The organism is Mycobacterium sp. NS-7484, assembly GCF_001953975.1.
In the GTDB taxonomy this organism is placed as follows: Bacteria; Actinomycetota; Actinomycetes; order Mycobacteriales; family Mycobacteriaceae; genus Mycobacterium.
Map to the genome: position 1 here is coordinate 15029 of NZ_MBEJ01000052.1, position 20091 is coordinate 35119.

The following is a 20091-nucleotide window of genomic DNA, read 5'->3' on the forward strand; positions in this document are numbered from 1 at the left end:
GCTGAGCCCGCGGTAGGGCAAAAGGGCGTTCACATACGGGTCGCATAACATCGAGCCTCGTGCCTTCCGATGAACCAACCGACCGTGTTGTGAGCATCGCACGCCTGATCGCCGTCATCGCGGGCATCGCGGGCGTGGTGCTGTGTGCCCTGGTGCCACTGCTGCCCGTCAAGCAGACCACCGCGACCATCCAGTGGCCGCAGGGCACCGACGCCGAAGGCAACATCACCGCGGTGACGGCCCCGCTGGTGTCGGGTGCGCCGCTGTCGCTCGACGTCTCCATCCCCTGCACCGCGATCGCGACCCTGCCCGCCGCGGGCGGTCTGGTGTTCTCCACCATCCCGCCGGGCGGCATCGACGCCAGCCGCAACGGCCTGTTCGTGCGGGCCAACGCCGACACCGTGGTGGTCGCCTTCCGCGACTCGGTGGCCGCCGTGGCCCCCCGCGACGCGATCGCCGCCGGCGGCTGCAGCGCCCTGCACGTGTGGGCCAACCTTGGCGGTGTCGGCGCCGACTTCATCGGCATCCCCGGTGCCACCGGCACCGCGGCCGTCGAGAAGAAGCCTCAGGTCGCCGGTCTGTTCACCGATCTGAAGGTGGCGCCGCAGCCCGGGTTGAGCGCCCGCGTCGACGTCGACACCCGCTTCATCACCTCACCGACCCCGCTCAAGCTGCTGGTCATGGCCCTCGGCGTGCTGTGCGTGGTGGCCTCGATCGTGGCGCTGGCCGTGTTGGACCGCCGCAGCACCCATCGCGTGCGCGGCGCGTGGCGACGGTTCGTCAAGGTCCCGGTCGCCACCTGGATCGCCGACATCGGCGTCATCGGCGGCCTGGTGCTGTGGCACCTGATCGGCGCCATCTCCTCGGACGACGGCTACAACCTGACCATCGCGCGGGTGTCGGCCGACGCCGGCTACACCGCCAACTACTTCCGTTACTTCGGCGCCACCGAGGCCCCGTTCGACTGGTATCAGTCCGTGCTGGCCCACTTCGCCTCGATCAGCACCGCGAGCGTGTGGATGCGGGTGCCGGCAACGCTGGCCGCCATCGGCACCTGGTTGCTCTTGAGCCGTTGGGTGCTGCCCCGGCTCGGCCGCCGCGTCGCCCTCAACCGGGTCACGATGTGGACCGCGGGCGCGGTGTTCCTGGCCGCCTGGCTGCCGTTCAACAACGGCCTGCGCCCCGAACCGCTGATCGCCTTCGGTGTGCTCGCGGTGTGGGCGCTCGTGGAAAATACGATCGCCACCCGCCGCCTGTGGCCCACCTGTCTGGCCATCATCGTCGCGGCCTTCAGCGTCACCCTGGCCCCGCAGGGCCTGATCGCGCTGGCGCCCCTGCTGATCGGGGCCCGGTCGGTGCTCGCGGTGATTCGCAGCCGATGCATCGGCCTGCCCGCACTGGCGACCCTGGCCGGCTCGGCCGCCCTGGTATTCGTCGTGGTGTTCCGGGACCAGACGCTGGCCACCGTCGCGGAATCGGCCCGGATCAAGTACACCGTCGGCCCGACCATCTCCTGGTACCAGGAGTTCCTGCGCTACTACTTCCTGACCGTCGAAGATTCGGTGGACTCCTCGCTGACCCGGCGGTTCGCCGTGCTGATCATGCTGCTGTGCCTGTTCGGCATGATCGCGGTGCTGCTGCGCAAGGGCCTGGTCCCCGGGCTGGCCAGCGGGCCGGTGTGGCGTCTGCTCGGCACCACCGCCGCGGGCCTGCTGCTGCTCACCTTCACCCCGACCAAGTGGGCCGTACAGTTCGGTGCCTTCGCCGGGTTGGCCGGTGCGCTGGGCGCGGTCACGGCGTTCGCCTTCGCGCTGGTGGGCCTGCACAGCCGACGCAACCTCGCGCTCTACGTCACCGCGCTGCTGTTCGTCCTGGCCTGGGCCACCTCCGGCACCAACGGCTGGTTCTACATCGGCAACTACGGGGTGCCGTGGTTCGACCGTCAACCGGTGATCGTCGGCCAACCCGTCACCACGCTGTTCCTGTTCCTGGCGATCGTCACCGCGGTGCTGGCCGGCTGGCTGCACTTCCGCATCGACTACGCCGGGCACACCGAAGTGGCCAACACCCGGCGCAACCGGGTCCTGGCCTCCACCCCGCTGCTCGTGGTCGCCGTCATCATGGTGGTGCTCGAGGTCGGGTCGATGGCCAAGGGCTTCGTCCAGCGCTATCCCGTCTACACCACCGCGGCGGCCAACGTGCGCGCGCTGAGCTCGGGGCTGTCGGCGGACAGCTGCGCCATGGCCGACGACGTGCTCGTCGAGGCCGATACGAATGCCGGGATGCTGAAACCGGTTCCGGGTCAGACCTACGGCGAGTACGGGCCCCTGGGTGGGGCGAACCCGGTCGGGTTTACCCCCAACGGCATCAGTGACACCCTCGAGCCACCCAAGCCGGTGGTGGCCAACCCGGGCACCGTCAACTCCGACGGCTCGCCCAACAAACCCAACGTCGGCATCGCGTACGCCGCGGGCACCGGCGGCGGGTATGGACCCGTCGGCGTCAACGGCTCCCGGGTGTTCCTGCCGTTCGGCCTCGACCCCGCCCGCACCCCGGTGATGGGCAGCTACAAGGAAAACACCCTCGCGGCCAAGGCCACCTCGGCCTGGTACCAACTGCCGCCCCGCACCCCGGACCGCCCGCTGGTCACGGTCGCCGCAGCCGGCGCCATCTGGTACTACGACGAGGAACACGAGTTCCACTACGGCCAATCCCTGAAGTTGCAGTGGGGCGTGCACCGCCCCGACGGCAGCTTCGAGGCACTCAACTCGGTCCAGCCGATCGACGTGTTCGCCCAATACGCCTGGCGCAACCTGAGATTCCCGCTGGCCTGGGCGCCGCCGGAGGCCAACGTGGCCCGGATCGTCGCCGACGATCCGAACCTGAGCGATGACCAGTGGTTCGGATTCACCCCGCCGCGGGTGCCGACCCTGCAGACCGCGCAGGAATTCCTCGGCTCACAGACCCCGGTGCTGATGGACATCGCGACCGCCGCGAACTTCCCCTGCCAGCGCCCCTTCTCCGAACACCTCGGCGTGGCCGAGCTGCCGGAATACCGCATCCTTCCCAACGTCAAGCAAGTGGTGGTGTCGTCGAACATGTGGCAGTCCGCCCAGAAGGGTGGCCCCTTCCTCTTCATCCAGGCACTGTTGCGCACGTCGACCATCCCGACGTATCTACGTGACGACTGGTATCGAGACTGGGGTTCGATCGAGAAATACGACCCGGTGGTGCCGCCCGGCCAAGCGCCCGTCGCCAACATCGATGAAGGAACTCAGCGAGTGTTCGGCTTCAGCCGGCCCGGACCGATCCGGGCCCTGCCATGACCACCACCGTGCGTGAACATCGCGCCGACAAGGACGTGAAGGTGGCCCGCTGGGTCGCGATGATCGCCGGGCTCATCGGCTTTCTGTGCGCGGTGGCCACGCCGCTGCTGCCGGTGGTACAGACCACCGCGACGCTCAACTGGCCCCAACAGGGCGAGCTGAACAACGTCACCGCACCGCTGATCGCCCAGACCCCGGCCACCATGTCGGTCACGGTGCCCTGTGAGGTGATCCGGTCCGTTCCGCCCGAGGGGGCCATGGTGCTGGGCACCGCTCCCAAGGAAGGCAGGCAGGCCGCGCTCAACGCGTTGTTCGTCAACGTCAACAGCAAGCGCGTCGACATCACGGACCGCAACGTGGTGATCGCCAGCGTGCCGCGGGAGAAAGCCGCCGCGTGTGAACGCATCGAGATCACCTCGTCGGAGGACGGTACCTTCGCCACGTTCGTCGGGTTGACCGATACCAACGGCCAAGAGATGCGCACCGGCTTCGCCGACCCGAACCTGCGGCCGCAGATCGTCGGAGTCTTCACCGAACTCAGTGGCCCGGCGCCACAAGGCCTTTCGCTTTCGGCGACGCTCGACACCCGGTTCACCTCCAAGCCCACCGTCCTGAAGCTGCTGGCGATCCTGCTCGGGATCGCCACCACCGTGATCGCGGTGCTGGCGTTGTGGCGCCTCGACCGGCTCGACGGGCGACGGATGCACCGCGTGATCCCATCGCGCTGGCGCACATTCAGTGCGGTCGACGTGGTGGTGGTCGGCGGGTTCCTGCTGTGGCACATCATCGGCGCCAACTCCTCCGACGACGGCTACCAGCTCCAGATGGCGCGGGTGGCCGACCACGCCGGCTACATGTCGAACTACTTCCGGTGGTTCGGCAGTCCCGAAGACCCGTTCGGCTGGTACTACAACGTGCTGGCCCTGATGACCCACATCAGCGACGCCAGCATCTGGATGCGGCTGCCTGACCTGGTGTGCGGAGTGGTGTGCTGGCTGCTGCTGTCCCGCGAGGTGCTGCCGCGCCTCGGGCCCGCGGTGATCGCCTCGAAACCGGCACTGTGGGCGGCGGGTCTGGTGCTCCTGGCGGCCTGGATGCCGTTCAACAACGGCCTGCGTCCCGAGGGCCAGATCGCCACCGGCGCGCTGATCACCTACGTGCTGATCGAACGGGCCATCATCTCCGGCCGGCTCACTCCGGCTGCGCTGGCGATCATCTCGGCCGCGTTCACCCTCGGCATCCAGCCGACCGGGCTGATCGCCGTGGCCGCCCTGGTGGCCGGCGGCCGTCCGATGCTGCGCATCCTGGTGCGTCGCGGGCGCATCCTCGGCGTGTGGCCGCTGGTGCTGCCACTGTTGGCCGCAGGCACGGTGATCCTGTGTGTGGTGTTCGCCGACCAGACCTTCGCGACCGTGTTGGAAGCCACCAGGATTCGCACCGCGATCGGGCCCGCACAGGAGTGGTACACCGAGAACCTGCGCTACTACTACCTGATCCTGCCGACCGTGGACGGCTCCCTGTCGCGCCGGTTCGGCTTCATCATCACCGCGCTGAGCCTGTTCGCCTCGCTGTTCATCATGTTGCGGCGCAAGCGGGTTCCCGGTGTGGCCCGCGGCCCGGTCTGGCGGCTGATGGGCATCATCTTCGCCACGATCTTCTTCCTGCAGTTCGCCCCCACCAAGTGGGTGCACCACTTCGGCCTGTTCGCCGCGGTGGGTGCCGCGATGGCCGCGGTGGTCACAGTGCTGGCCGGACCTGCGGTGCTGCGCTCGGCACGCAACCGGATGGCCTTCACCTCGGCGGTGTTGTTCGTGCTCGCCCTGTGCTTCGCCAGCACCAACGGCTGGTGGTACGTATCCAGCTACGGCGTGCCGTTCAACAACGACAAGCCAAACATCGGCGGAATCACGGTCAGCGCCATCTTCTTTGCGCTGTTCGTCATCGCCGCCCTGTGGGCCTACTGGCTACACCTGCGCCCCTCGGCCGAGGGGCGGTTGACCCGCGCGCTGACCGCCGCGCCGGTGCCGCTGGCCGCCGGCCTCATGGTGGTGGTGTTCGTCGGCTCGATGCTCTACGGGGTGGTGCGGCAGGAGGGCACCTACTCCAATGCCTCGTCGAACCTGCGGGCCTTCGCCGGCGGCTGCGGCCTGGCCGACGACGTCCTCGTCGAACCGGACACCAACGCCGGATTCCTCACCCCCGTACCGGGCGACTACGGTCCGCTGGGTCCGCTGGGCGGTGCTGCGCCGACCGGGTTCACGCCCAACGGCGTTCCGGATCACATTGTCGCCGAGGCGATCCGGATCACCGTGCCGATGCCGGGCATCGATGCCGACTGGGATGCCCCGGTCGAGCTGAAGGCGCCGGGTGTCAACGGATCGACCGTTCCCCTGCCTTACGGACTCGATCCCGCGCGTGTGCCGCTGGCCGGCAGCTACGTCGAGGGCCCCGCCCAGCAGGAGAGCAAGCTCACCTCGGCGTGGTACCAACTGCCCGCACGCGACGACGCTCATCCGCTGGTCGTGGTCACCGCGGCCGGAACCATCACCGGCAACAGCATCTTCAACGGCCGCACCGAGGGCCAGGCCGTCGAGCTGGAGTACGGGCGCACCGGTCCCGACGGCGCGCCGGTGCCGGCCGGTCGCGTGGTGCCCTACGACCTGGGCCCCATCCCCTCCTGGCGCAACCTTCGGTTCGACCGCGACGAGATCCCATCGGACGCAACGTATGTCCGGGTCGTCGCCGAGGACAAGTCGCTGTCTCTCGGGGACTGGATCGCGGTCACCCCGCCCCGGGTGCCCGAGGTCAAGACCGTCCAGGAGTACGTTGGCTCCGAGCAGCCGGTGCTGATGGACTGGGCGGTCGGCCTGGCCTTCCCGTGCCAGCAGCCCATGTTGCACGCCAACGGCGTCACCGAGGTGCCGAAGTTCCGCATCACCCCGGATTACAACGCCAAGATGAAGGACACCGACACCTGGGAGGACGGCATCAACGGCGGCCTGCTGGGCATCAGTGACCTGCTGTTGCGCCAGCATGTGATGGCCACCTACCTGAACAAGGACTGGGGCCGGGACTGGGGCTCGCTGCGTAAGTTCGACACGATCGTCGACGCGACGCCGGCCGAGATCGAGCTGGGCACCGCAACGCATTCCGGGCTCTACACGCCGGGGAAGATCCGCATCAAGCCGTAGCCTCACCACCGCCGGTTTCCACCTCAGGGTTGTTGCGACGCGAATATCGCAGCCCTGCGGTGGAAATCGGCGCTGTGTCTAGCGGGTGCGCAGCTGCGCCAGCGCCCGAGTCGCGGCATGGGCGCCGCACATGCCGTGCGCGCCCGGACCGGGCGGGGTGGCCGCCGAGCAGATGTACATGCCCGGGATGCCGACGTCATAGGGCGCCAAGGTGATCCGCGGCCCGAACGTCAACTGACGGATGTCCTTGGCGCCGGTGCAGATGTCGCCGCCGACGTAATTCCGGTTGTACACCGACAGCTCCGTGGTCGATCGCACGGCGGTGCCGACGATCCGATCGGCAAACCCGGGCGCGAACCGTTCGAACTGCGCGATGATGGCCGCGGTGGCGTCGCCGGTAAACCCGTGCGGCACATGGGCATAGGCGTAGATCGGATTGATGTCACCGGCCGAACGCCCAGGGTCGGCCACATACTGCTGGCCCACCAGAACAAACGGCCGACGCGGCATGCGTCCGGCATGGATGTCACGTTCGGTGGCCGCGATCTCGTCGAAGTCACCGGCCAGATGCACGGTGCCGGCCCGGCCCACGTCCGGGTTCGTCCACGGCACCGGGCCGCGGATCGCGAAGTCGACCTTGAAAGCGCCGGGGGCGTAGCGGAATCGGCGGTAGCCGCGGGCCGCCCGACGCGGCATCCGGTCACCGAGGATGTCGGCGACCGCCGTCGGGGCGAGATCGAACATGGTGATGTCGGCTTGGGGCAGTTGGGCCGCACTGGCGATCGCGGTCCCGGTGTGGATCTTGCCACCGAGCTCGGCCAGCACTGACGCCAGCGCGTTGGTGATCGCTTGAGAACCACCCTCGGCCACAGCCCAGCCGTGCCGGTGCCCGGCGGTGAGGATCCCGAGACCGATCGCCGAGGTCATCGGGTAGTGCAGCGGCCGGAACGTATGGGCCGCAACGCCGCCGAACAACGCCCGGGCAGCCGGAGTCCGGAAGATGCGCGCGAACACCGCCGCGGGCAGAACTGTGGGGGCACCAAATCGGGCCAACGCCCACGGGTGCGCCGGGATGCGCAGCAGCGGGCCCATGACGTCGTCGGCCAGGGTGTCGAATCGGGCCGAGGGGCCACCGAACACCGCCCGCCAGCGTGGGCCGTCGATGCCGAGCCCGGCCGCGGTCTGCTCGACACTGCGGTACAGCAGACCGGCGCCACCGTCGTCAAGCGGATGCGCACAGTCGATTTCGGGCCAGCGCCAACGCAATCCGTGCCGCTCCAGCTCGAGGTCGGCCAAGAATGTCGAGGCGACGGCCATCGGGTGGATCGCCGCGCAATGATCGACCACGACACCCTCAAGAGTGCCGGAGCGCACTCCCCCGCCGATCTCGTCGGCGGCCTCCAGCACGGTGACCTCGTGACCCGCGCGGGCCAACACGATCGCGGCCGCAAGTCCGTTCGGTCCACTGCCCACCACTACTGCCGTACCCATCGGCGCCCCCTTCACCGTCAGCCTAGCCAACTGAGCGCCCAGCCAACTCCCGCCACCTGTGGATAACTTGTGGATAAATTATCCCAGGCGGGGCGTCGCTCGTGGTCAGCAAGTGTGCAAACGAATTACACGCTTGTGAGTAAGGCTGTGCGATTGTCGGCCGAGGCAAACTACAGCGGCAGCAGGCCGTGCTTGCGCTGAACCTTGGGACCGTTCTGCTTGTCCCGCAACAGCTTCAGCGACTTGCGCAGCAGCAAGCGGGTCTCGTGCGGCTGGATGACGCCGTCGATGTACCCGCGCTCGGCCGCGATCCACGGCGTGGCCATGTTGTCGTTGTAGCCCTTGATGAAGTCCGCGCGGATCTTCTGCACCTCCGGCGCAGTCGGATCCGGGAACCGCTTGACCAGCAGCTGTGCCGCCCCTTCGGCACCGATCACCGCAATGCGCGCGGTGGGCCAGGCATAGTTCAAGTCGGCCGTCAGCTGCTTGGAACCCATCACCGCATACCCGCCGCCGTAGGCCTTGCGGATGATCACGGTCACCTTCGGCACGTCGGCCTCGACGATGGCGTTGAAGAACCGGCCACCACGCTTGATGATGCCGCCGGTCTCCTCGGCCACACCCGGCATGGCGCCGGGGGTGTCGACCACGAAAACCAAAGGCAGGTTGTAGGAGTCGCAGAAGCGGATGAAGCTGGCCGCCTTGTCCGAGGCCTCGTTGCCGATGGCCCCCGACATGTTCATCGGCTGGTTGGCGACCACCCCGACCGGGTGACCGTCCACCCGGGCGAATGCGGTGATCAGCTCGGGAGAACGCTGATCGGCGATCTCGAAAACATCGCCGTCGTCGAAGATCCGCAGCAGGATCTCGTGCATGTCGTAGGCCATGTTGTCGGCGTCCGGCACGATGGAATCCAGCTCAAGATCATGCGGCGTGATCTCCGGCTCCAGGCCGGGATTGATGATCGGCGGATTGTCGAAGTGGTTCGACGGCAGGAAGCTCAGGTAGTCGCGCACGTACTGGTAGGCCGCGGCCTCCGACTCGACCACCTTGTGGATGTTGCCGCGCTGGGCCTGCACATCGGCACCGCCGAGCTCGTCGAAGGTGACCTCCTCGCCGGTGACGTCCTTGATCACGTCCGGGCCGGTGATGAACATGTAGCCCTGATCGCGCACGGCCACCAGCAGGTCGGTCTGGATCGGCGAATAGACCGCGCCGCCGGCGCATTTGCCGAAGATCAGCGAGATCTCGGGAACCAGCCCGCGCAGCATCTCGTGCCGGCGGCCGAGCTCGGCGTACCAGGCCAGCGAGGTCGCGGTGTCCTGGATACGGGCGCCGGCGGAGTCGTTGATGCCGATGATGGGGCAGCCCACCATGGCCACCCACTCCATCAGCCGGGCCACCTTGCGGCCGAACATCTCACCGACCGAGCCCTGAAACACCGTCTGATCGTGGCTGAACACACCGACCGGACGACCGTTGATGGTGCCGTGCCCGGTGACCACGCCGTCGCCGAAGAATGCGTTCGGATCCCCCGGCGTCTTGGCCAGAGCGCCGATCTCCAGGAAGCTGCCCGGGTCGAGCAGAGCGTGAATCCTGGCCCGTGCGGACGGAATTCCCTTCTTGTCCCGACGGGCCTTGGCCTTCTCGTCGCCCGGATCGGCAGCGATCTCCAGCTTCTCGCGGAGCTCCGCCAGCAGTTCAGCGGTGGTCTTGTTCGTCACTTGCTCTCGCTCTCCGCAGTCGACATTGTCGCTTCGCTCTCGATACGGTTGATCGCCTCACTCAGGTGGGCACCAACCTTGGCAATGTACGGCTCGTCGATCGCCTGGATGTGCTCACCCCCGATGTGCACGACCTCCAGATCCGAGGCGTAGTCGCCCCAGCCTCCGTCGGGCTTACGGGTGGCGTACGCGGGCTCGAACACGATGGCGTCATCGTGGTACCGGTCGGCCATGTAGAGGGTGACGTGGCCGTCGTAGGGCTGGATCTCGATGGTGTCCAGCGCCCGGTTGTCCAGGTACGACGTGCGCTGATGCTCGATGATCCCGCCGGGGATCTGCACGCCGCTCTGCGCGACGACCTCCAGGACGAACTTCACCTGGCCCTCGTCGTCGAGCTTCTCCAGCTCCTCGTAGGGGATCTCGGGAACCTCGACGTTGAAGGTGCGCTCGGCGAACCGGGCGTAGCGGTCCCAGCGGGCCCGCATGCCGGCCTGGCTTTGATCGATCGGCTCACCGGGGCGCACGCAGTCGATCAGCCCGACGAAACGGACATCGGCGCCGGCCTGCTTGAGGCCGATCGCACAGGCATAGGCCAGCGCCCCGCCCAGTGACCAGCCAGCCAAGATGAACGGACCCTTGTGCATCTCCAGCAGTTTGGGCACGTACTCGGCCGCGCGCTCCTCGATCGAGCCCTCGACTCGCTCGATGCCGTACACCGGGGTGTCGGCGGGCAGGCGCTTCATCAACGGCTCGTAGACGACCGTGGATCCACCGGCCGGATGGAACACGAACAGCGGCACCTGCGAGCCGCCTTGTTTCGGTGCCCGCAACGTACGCACGAATCCATCGACCACACCCTCTTCGAGCTGATCGCGCACGATCGTCGACAGCTCTTCGATGGTCTTGGCCGCCCGGACCTGATCGACCGTCACGGTGCCCTCGGCACGCTCAGAGAGCCGCTCGGACAGCTTCGTCGCGGTCTCGACATCGACGAACGGCAGCTCGTTGAAGATGCCGCCCGGCGACTTGCCGGTGACGATGGCCCACGTGGCGAAGGTGACCCGCTCGGCCGCATCACGCGGGGGCACGTCGGCACCCAGCGCCTCGGTGACCGCCTCCTGGGTCAGCACCTTGGCCGCGGCCGCGGCCGCGGTGGCCTTGCTGGGGCCGACTGGAGCCGACGGTCCCGACGGATCCGACGGCGGGGCCGGGATGGCCGGGCCATTCGGATCGGTGGGCGGCGGGGGGATCTCCAGACCTTCGGTGGCGGCGGCTTCGGCAGCCGGATCCGGCCCACCGTCCTCCCCCGTCGCTCCGCTCGCCTCGGCCAGCTTGGCCTCCAGCTCGGCGACCGTGGACGCACCACCCAACAGCTCGGACTGCTCGGCGGCGATCTCCTCGGCCGTCTTACCCTTCTGGGACTCGGCGATCTGATCGACCTCGTCGCGGTGCTCGATCGCGTACTTGATGAGCTCTTCGACGTTGTACAGGTTGGCGTCGCGGACCGCCGTCAGCTGGATCGGCGGCAGGTCGAAGTCGTACTCGACGCGGTTCTTGATCCGCACCGCCATCAGGGAATCCAGGCCCAGCTCGATCAGCGGCACCTCCCACGGCAGGTCCTCGGGTTCGTAACCCATGGCCGCGCCGACGATGGTGCCCAGTCGCTGCGCGACGGTCTCACCGGAATCCGGCGACCACTTCTCGAAGCCGGCGCCCATGCCGGCGCCCTTGGTGAGGTTGTCGGACAGAATCTCCGCATCATCCTCGGGCTCCGGCTCGGCCAGGGCCGGTGCAGCCGAAACCTGTTCGGCGACAACACCGGCGCCGACCGCGGTCGGCAGGGCCGTGGCCGCACCACCGCGGGTCACGATCGCGTCGTAGACCAGCGTGAAACTCTCATCGATCCGGGCATGCACCTGAACCGAGGCACCACCCGGATGCCGGGTCAGCGTGGTGACCAGGCGCGAACCCTGGGCGGGCACCGCGCGCTGCTCGGACGCCGTCAGCTTGGCATCCGGAAGCACCTGCGCGGCAGCGGCTTTCACCAGCGCGGCCAGATCGGTGTCCTTGCCCACGTACTCCCAGACGTGCTTGCCGTCCGGCGTCGCGACGTGGTTGCCGGGCATGACGGCCGAGCTGTCACCGGTGAAGTGCGCCTCCAGCCAGTGCGGCTTGCGCTTGAACTTCGTCGGCGGGATGTTCGCGAAGTCCAGCGCACCGGCCAGGCCGGTCGAGCGACGCGGGAACAGCGTCCGGAAATCCAGATCGTGGCCGTGCACGAAAAGGTGCGCCATGGCCGTGACCATCGAGGTGACCTCGTCCTGCTTGCGGGCCAGGGTCGGGATCAGCTGCGCGTCATGCAATCCGGCCGACGCGGTGGTCAGCCCCACCTGCATGAGCGCCACGGGGTTCGGCGCGAGCTCCAGGAACGTGGTGTGTCCGTTGTCCACCGCATTGCGGATGCCGTGGGTGAAGTAGACGCTGTGCCGCAGCCCCTTCTTCCAGTACTCCACATCGTGGATCGGCTCGGCGCCGGCGCGGATCAGCTTGCCCTCGTGCACGGTGGAGAAGTACGCCGTCTGCAGCGGATGCGCTTCGATGCCTTGGATTTCCGCGGACAGCTCACCCAGCAGCGGGTCCATCTGCTGGGTGTGGCTGGCGCCCTTGGTCTGCAGCTTGCGGGCGAACTTGCCCTCGGCTTCGGCCCGGGCGATGATCGCGTCGATCTGCTCGGGCGGACCGCCGATCACGGTCTGGGTCGGGGCGGCGTACACGCACACCTCAAGGCCCGGGTAGTCGGCGAACACCGTCTTGATCTCGTCGGCCGAGTACTCGACCAAGGCCATCAGCCGGATGTACTCGCCGAACAGCATCGCCTCGCCCTCGCCCATCAGGTGGGCACGCGAGCAGATGGTGCGGGTGGCGTCGGCCAGGCTCAGGCCGCCGGAGAAGTAGGCTGCGGCCGCCTCACCGAGCGACTGACCCACCACCGCACCGGGTTTGGCGCCGTGAGCCTTGAGGAACTCGCCGAGCGCGACCTGGATGGCGAAGATCACCGTCTGGACCACTTCGATGGGGTATTCGCAGGTCTCGTTGGTGTAGTCGATCGCGTCGTCGAGGATCAGCTCGACGATGGAGTACCCGCGCTCGTCCTGAATGTGCGCATCGACCTTGTCGATCCACTCGGCGAAGACCGGCTCGCGCAGGTACAGCTCTTTGCCCATCTTGCGGTGCTGCGCACCGAAACCGGCCAGCACCCACACCGGGCCGTTGGTCACCGGCCCATCCGACGAGATCACGCTCGGATGCTGCTTGCCCTCGGCGACGGCCCGCAGGCCCTTGATCGCCTCATCATGGTCATGGGCCAGCACCACGGCCCGCGACCGGCCGTGGTTGCGCCGCGACAGCGAGCGCCCGATGGATTCCAGCGACGACGCCCGGCCCTCTTCACTGTCGATCCAATCGGCCAGCTCCGCCGCCGCGGCCTTCTTGCGCGAGCTCAGGAACGCCGAAACCGCCAGCGGCACAACCTTCTTGACGGGGTTCTCGGCGTCGGCAGCGGCCAGCTCCGCGCGGGCCGCCTCGATCAGCCGCTTGGCCTCATCGGTCAGGCCGGGGAGTTCGTAATTCTCCTCGTCATACGCGGGATATTCGCCATCGCCGCCACCCGATTCATCGTCGTCGTGAATGAACTCGCCGTACTCGTCCATCCGCACACCACCGACGTACACGGCGTCGGCGTCGGCGGACGCCGACTTGTCCTCCGTCGGCTCCGAAACCGGCTCGGGCTCAACGAGATCCGAGGCCAGCACCTCGCGCAACACCAGGTGCGCGTTGGCCCCGCCGAAGCCGAAGCCGGACACCCCGTTGACGGCGTGGCCGCTGTAACGCGGCCAGTCCGAGACGGTGTCGTTGACCTTGAGGTGTTCCTTGTCGAAGTCGATGTACGGGTTGGGCCCGGCGTAGTTGATCGACGGCGGCAGCTTGCCGTGCTGCAGCGACAACGCCATCTTGGCCAGGCTGGCCGCACCGGCCGCCGATTCCAGGTGGCCCAGGTTCGATTTCACCGCACCCAGCAGAGCGGGCTTGTCCGCATCGCGGCCGCGGCCGACCACCCGACCCAGCGCGTCGGCCTCGATCGGATCACCCAGGATGGTGCCGGTGCCGTGCGCCTCGATGTAGTCGACGCTGCGCGGGTTGATCCCGGCGTCCTTGTACGCCTTACGCAGAACCGCTTCCTGCGCATCGGGATTCGGGGCGAGCAGGCCGTTGGACCGGCCGTCGTGGTTGACCGCGCTACCGGCGATGACGGCCAGGATCTGGTCGCCGTCCCGGCGGGCATCGGAAACTCGCTTGAGCACCAGCATGCCGCCGCCTTCGGAGCGGGCGTAGCCGTCGGCGTCCGACGAGAAGGACTTGATCCGGCCGTCCGGCGCCAGCACGCCACCGACCTCGTCGAAGCCGACCGTCACCAGCGGGGTGATCAGCGCGTTGACGCCACCGACCACCGCGACATCGGCCTCACCCGAGCGCAGCGCCTGCACACCCTGGTGGGCGGCGACCAGCGAGCTCGAGCACGCGGTGTCCACCGCCACCGATGGCCCGCGGAAGTCGTAGAAGTAGGACACCCGGTTGGCGATGATCGAGCTCGCCGTGCCGGTGATGGCGTAGGGGTGGGCGATCGACGGATCGCTCATCGCCAGGAAGCTGTAATCGTTGGTGGAGCTGCCGATGTACACCCCGACGCTCTCGCCGCGCAGACTCGACGCCGGAATCCGGGCGTTCTCCAACGCTTCCCAGGTCAGCTCCAGCGCCATGCGCTGCTGCGGGTCGATGTTGTCGGCTTCCATCTTCGACAGCGCGAAGAACTCGGAGTCGAAACCCTTGATGTCGGACAGGTAGCCACCACGGGTGCGGGCCTTGCCGACGCGTTCGGCGATCCGCGGCTCGTCGAGGAACTCCTCCCACCGGCCCTCGGGCAGGTCGGTGATGCAGTCCTTGCCGGCCAGCAGTGCTTCCCACATCTGGTCCGGGGTGTTCAGGTCACCCGGGAACCGGGTGGCCACACCGACGATCGCAATGTCTTCCACATCGCGTTCGCGCGACCAGTCCTCGTCACCGGTGTCCTCGGGTTCGGGTTCGCCCTCGATGATCACCCTGGCCAGCGACTCGATGGTCGGGTGCCGGAACAGCACGGTGGCCGTCAGCGTCACACCGGTGAGGTCCTCGATGTCGCTGGCCATGGCCACCGCGTCGCGCGAGGACAGGCCCAGCTCGATCAGCGGCGTGGTTTCGTCGATCGCGTCCGGTGACTGTCCGGTGGCGTTGGCCACCGCCTTGCGCAGCCACTCGCGCATCTCGTTGACCGTCAGGTCAGGGCGCGACGCCGGCGCCCCGGTGCCTTCTGGAAGATTCGAATTGCTTTGGGTGTCATCCATGTTCAAGTCACCTTCGTCGTGCGGGGGCGCCGGGCAGCAGATGCCTGGTTGAGGCTCAGTCCGTCTCGTCGGGGAACGCGTTGGCGATCTTGCCGCTGCGCAGCGATCCGTCGAGGTACGCCGAGCGGCAGGCCCGCCGGCCGATCTTGCCGCTGGAGGTACGCGGGATGGCGCCGGCGGCGGTCAGCAGCACATCGCGCACCGTGACGCCGTGGCGCACCGCGATCGCGGCCCGGATGTCGTCGGTGATCGGGCCGACCTCGAGCTTGTGCGCGCCGGGTGCCCGCTCGGCCACGATCACCAGCTGCTCGGAGGTGTCGTCGGGGTCGCGGTGCAGGCCCGAGTGCGCGTTTTCGAACACCTCGTCGGGCAGCTGGTTGGCCGGCACCGAGAAGGCCGCCACGTACCCGGTGCGGACGGCCTTGCTGGCCTCCTGCGCCGAGTACTCCAGGTCCTGCGGGTAGTGGTTACGGCCGTCGATGATCACCAGGTCCTTGACGCGGCCGGTGATGTAGAGGTCACCGTCGTAGAACGCGCCGTAGTCGCCGGTGCGCACCCAGGTGGCGTCGTCGGCGGCACCCTCGGCGTGCGACGGGCTGGTACGCGACTTGAGGATGTTCTGGAACGTGAGACGAGATTCCTCGGGCTTGTCCCAGTAGCCGGTGCCCATGTTCTGGCCACTGATCCAGATCTCGCCGACCTGGCCGTCGGGCAGCTCGGTCGCGCTCTCGGCGTCGACGATGACGGCCCACTCGTCCACCCCGACCTTGCCGGCCGAGGCCTGGGCCACGGCCTTGGGGGAATCCGAGGCGACCTCGACGATGCGTCCGTTGTTGAGCTCGTCGCGGTCGACCGTGATGATCTTCGGCTCTTCCGAGCTCGGCGTGGTGGAGACGAACAGCGTGGCCTCGGCCAGACCGTAGGACGGCTTGATGGCCTTGGGCGGGAAGCCGAACGGCCCGAACGCCTCGTTGAAGCGGCGCACGGTGGCCGCCGAGATCGGCTCGCTGCCGTTGAGCACCGCCTTGACGTTCGACATGTCCAGCGGGGTGCCGTCTTTCGGAACACCACGCGCGGCGGCATGGTCGAAGGCGAAGTTCGGCGCCACCGAGATGGTGCCGCCGGTGTCACCTTCCTTGCGGGCCAGCTCACGGATCCAGCGTTCCGGACGACGCACGAAGGCGGCCGGGGTCATGAACGTGAAGTAGTGGCCGATCATCGGCGCCAGCAGCGCGGTGATCAATCCCATGTCGTGGAAGAACGGCAGCCAGGACAGGCCGCGGTCACCCTCTTCGCCTTCGAGCGCCTCGACCACCTGCACGACGTTGGTAGCCAGGTTCAGGTGGGTGATCTGTACACCGGTCGGGATGCGGGTGGACCCCGAGGTGTACTGCAGGTAGGCGATGGTGGTCTCGTCGGGCTGGTCCGGCTTGACCCACGTGGCGGCGACGTCGTTGGGCACCGCGTCGACGGCGATCACGCGGGGACGCTGGTTGGCCGGCCGGCTGCGGAAGAACTTGCGCACACCCTCGGCGGCCTCGGTGGTGGTCAGGATCGCCGACGGGTGGCAGTTGTCCAGCACGGCGTGCAGGCGGCCGACGTGGCCCGGCTCGGACGGGTCGAACAGCGGCACCGCGATGCGGCCGGCGTAGAGCGCGCCGAAGAAGGCGACGAGGTAGTCGAGGTTCTGCGGGCACAGGATCGCGACGCGGTCACCGAGCTGGGTGACCTGCTGAAGCCGGGCGGCCACGGCCTTGTTGCGGGCACTGAACTGCGCCCAGGTCAGGTCGCGGGCGACGCCGTCCCGCTCGGTGGAGAAGTCCAGGAAGCGGTATGCCAGCTTGTCACCACGGACCCTGGCCCAGCGCTCGACGTGTTCGACGATGCTGGCGCCGTCAGGGAACTTGATCTGACCGTCCTTGATGAACGGATTGATGAACGGCATTTAAAACTCTCCTGTCAGAGCCGTACTCGTCGCGTTGTCGCACGTCACTGGCGGTGCGTCGCAGCCACTCGGCGGCCGGTACGTACCCAAACCCGGACGATCGTACCGGGCGCGCTCCGGACCCACGGATCACCTGATGAATACATACAACCCGCGACGGACGCGCAAAGCTCTTATTTTTCTCTTAATGTTAGGGGACCGTGATGGTCCCGGACAAATCCGGCGCGGCGCGATCAGCCGTGCTTGGGATGCGGCGCGTTCTCCACCAGGTCCTTGGCCCAGTTCAGCGTCCACTGTGTGGCGGTCTGTCCGTTCTCCACCCAGAACTGCGGGGTGTTGTACAGCGCGTGCACCGGTCCGGCCGCGCTGCCCGACAGCGTCTCCAACGTCTTGGGCAGATTGAAGATCGAGAACGCTTCCTCGGGCGCCGAACAGATCAGATCGCCCTTGCCGCAGATCTGGTTGGTCCGCTTGTCGAGTGCCCCGAAGCCTCCTTGGCGCGGACCCGTCATGGTCAGCCCCATCTCGGACAGCACCGGCACCTCGTGCAGCGTGATCTCGGCACCCTGGCCCGGCGGGTTGGGGCCGATGTCCTGCCCGACACCGAGCTGGCGGCGGCCGTCGGCGATCAACGTCACCCCGAGCACCAGGTCCTCGTCGACCGGACCACGACCGTTACCGATGTCGCTGGCCAGATCCCCGCCGATCACCGCACCCTGCGAGAACCCGGCGATCACATAGCTGGTCAGCGGGCAGCGGTCGTTCATCTCCGTCATCGCCTTGACCGCGGTGCGCATGCCCTCGGCCCGGCTGTCGTTGTAGGACATCTGCTTGTCGGCGGAGAACGGGTTGTGGAACTGGGCGGTGTAGGGGACGGTGTACACCTCGAGGCGGTCCCGGCCGAACTGCTCGGCCAACGGCCGGGTGATGTTGGACATCAACGACATCGGGAACTGCGTCGGGTTGAACGGGTCGTCGGTGGGCGAGGACTCCCAGGTTCCCGGGATCGAGACCATCATCACGTCGGGGCAGTCCGCGGACTGGAACTCTGGTCGCGGTTTACGCGTCGTCGACGGGCCGCCGGGCACGCCCGCCGGGGGTTCGGCCGAAGGCGGGGCCGAAGGGGTCTCCGGACGACGCAGGATGATCACCACGACCGCGACCACCAGCACCACCACGAGGGCCATTGCCGCAGCGGCTATCAGGGCCAGGATGCGGTGACGCTTCCTGCGGCCGGCGTTTTTTGCCATGGGTTACTCGGGCTCCTCGCGTACGGGCTGGGTGGTCTGCGGTCAGCAGAGATGTTCGGTGGCGATACGGATGTAATCGGTGGCGGCGGCATCGATCTCGGCAGCGCTCGGCGCGGCCCGGCCGGAGTGCGCGTCGCGCACATCACTGCGCACCAGGGGCAGGACGAAATCCCGCACCGCCTGCTCGCCCTGCTTCGCAGCGCGGGCCTGGCACACGTACGAGCCGATCGACAATGCCAGCAGCTCACTGGACGGATCGATGCCCGCGGCCTTGAGCTCATCGAGATAGACGTGCTGCTGGGACGTGATGGCCACCCGGCCGGTACGGCCCTGCTGCGCGGACACCGCCTGCGGCTGCGCCCCGCCGACCTGGGACGTGGGCAACACGAGGGGCGCCATGATGTCACCGCCCGCATCGCAGCCCGTGAGCAACGACGCAGCGGACACCGCTACCACCAGGGTGGCCGACCGTACCGTGTGCTGCACGCTTCCACCGTACCGGCTGGTGAAATGTGCCCCGGCGCAGCTGATTCTGGTCACTACGGCGGCCTGCCCGGACGGCTACTTGATGGTGGCGACCAATTCACCCGACATGTAGGCGAGCTGCGGCGCCCAGCTACCCCAGTCATGCTGACCGGAGGCAGGGATGTCGAAGTGGCCGTTGCTGCCGCCGACGGCCCGGTAGTGCTGGTAGAACGCCCGGTTGCTGCCCTGGGCCTGATCGCAGACGCCGATCATCGCGGCCGGGTCGCTACACGTGAGCGTGGCCGGGCTGTACACCCACAGCCGGGTGTTGGCATCGGCGAGCAACTGCACGTGCACGTCGGGGTCATGCCACTTCCAGCGGCCCAGCTGTGGGGCTCCCCACATGCCATAGCTGTCGACGCCGCCGAATTGGGCCAGCCCCGCGGTGATCGCACCGTTCATCGTGGTGGCCGACGGAGTCAGGAAACCCGACAGCGACCCGGCGAACCGGAACCGGTCGGGATGGAATGCGGCCAGGGTCACTGCCGCGGTGCCGCCCTGTGCGGCGCCGACGATGCCGTGCCCGTTCGGGGCGAGGCCTTTGTTGGCGGCCAGCCAGTCCGGCAGCTCCGCGGACAGGAACGTCTCCCACTGCTTACTGCCGTCCTGCTCCCAGTTGGTGTACAGACTCCAGGCGCCGCCGGCCGGCGCAGCCACCGAGATACCGCGGCCCGCCAGCGTCGTCATGGCGTGCCCGGCGTTGACCCAGTTGCTGACGTCGGGTGCGGCGTTGAACGCGTCGAGCAGGAACACCGCATGGGGGCCGCCGCTCTGGAACGCCACCGGGATGTCGCGGCCCATCGCCGCCGACGGCACCATCAGGTATTCGACTCCGTCAGCCCGAGCCGGTGCGCCCGTCGTCGCGGACACGGCCCACAGACCGGCACCGAGCACCGGCGCCAGCAGGGCCAGCAGCATCGCCCGCGTCAGGCTCAACGCACGTCTCATCATCAACCTCTCCTGCTGCCGGTCGGTCCCAGATGTGCCCCCACACACGTAACCCGGGTTGTAGTGAACCACATCGCCGCTTCACCCGACGCTGGAAACGACTGACGGCGGGCGGGGGCGCGGGGGGGGGGGGGCCCCCGGGGGGGGGCGCGGGGGTGGGGGGCCGCCCCCCCGCGGCGGCGGCGGGGGGGGGGGGCGCCCCCCCCCCCCGGTTTCGGGGTGGCGCCCAGCACGCGGGCCCTGCGCTCTGTTC

The 20091-nt window shown here is 68.1% G+C and carries 9 protein-coding genes; 2 read left to right on the forward strand and 7 right to left on the reverse strand.

The window, feature by feature from the left end; genetic code table 11:
- The first annotated feature begins 59 nt into the window (after window positions 1-59).
- Window positions 60-3326, forward strand: coding sequence for an arabinosyltransferase domain-containing protein (locus A5733_RS09725; protein WP_076239963.1), 3267 nt, complete (start codon window positions 60-62; stop codon window positions 3324-3326).
- Window positions 3323-6517, forward strand: coding sequence for an arabinosyltransferase domain-containing protein (locus tag A5733_RS09730; protein ID WP_076239964.1), 3195 nt, complete (start codon window positions 3323-3325; stop codon window positions 6515-6517). The genes A5733_RS09725 and A5733_RS09730 overlap by 4 nt, the downstream gene beginning before the upstream one ends.
- Window positions 6518-6595: 78 nt before the next feature.
- Here A5733_RS09730 and A5733_RS09735 read toward each other — a convergent pair whose 3' ends face one another.
- From A5733_RS09735 to A5733_RS09765, 7 genes are all read right to left on the reverse strand, one after another.
- Window positions 6596-8008: an NAD(P)/FAD-dependent oxidoreductase gene (locus A5733_RS09735; RefSeq protein ID WP_076239965.1), complete on the reverse strand. Its 1413-nt coding sequence runs from the start codon at window positions 8006-8008 to the stop codon at window positions 6596-6598.
- 170 nt (window positions 8009-8178) lie between these two features.
- Window positions 8179-9732 (reverse strand): acyl-CoA carboxylase subunit beta, encoded by a 1554-nt coding sequence (locus tag A5733_RS09740; RefSeq protein ID WP_067775372.1) that lies wholly within the window; start codon window positions 9730-9732, stop codon window positions 8179-8181.
- Window positions 9729-15170 (reverse strand): polyketide synthase Pks13, encoded by a 5442-nt coding sequence (gene pks13 / locus A5733_RS09745; RefSeq protein ID WP_076239966.1) that lies wholly within the window; start codon window positions 15168-15170, stop codon window positions 9729-9731. Before pks13 ends, A5733_RS09740 begins: the two co-directional genes overlap by 4 nt.
- Window positions 15171-15225: 55 nt before the next feature.
- Window positions 15226-17115 (reverse strand): long-chain-fatty-acid--AMP ligase FadD32, encoded by a 1890-nt coding sequence (gene fadD32, locus A5733_RS09750; protein ID WP_076239967.1) that lies wholly within the window; start codon window positions 17113-17115, stop codon window positions 15226-15228.
- A 233-nt stretch (window positions 17116-17348) separates the two neighbouring features.
- Window positions 17349-18365: a cutinase family protein gene (locus A5733_RS09755; protein ID WP_076239968.1), complete on the reverse strand. Its 1017-nt coding sequence runs from the start codon at window positions 18363-18365 to the stop codon at window positions 17349-17351.
- Between the two features lie 42 nt (window positions 18366-18407).
- Window positions 18408-18851, reverse strand: coding sequence for a hypothetical protein (locus A5733_RS09760; protein ID WP_067775464.1), 444 nt, complete (start codon window positions 18849-18851; stop codon window positions 18408-18410).
- Between the two features lie 75 nt (window positions 18852-18926).
- Window positions 18927-19838, reverse strand: coding sequence for an alpha/beta hydrolase-fold protein (locus A5733_RS09765; RefSeq protein WP_076239970.1), 912 nt, complete (start codon window positions 19836-19838; stop codon window positions 18927-18929).
- Window positions 19839-20091: the final 253 nt, after the last annotated feature.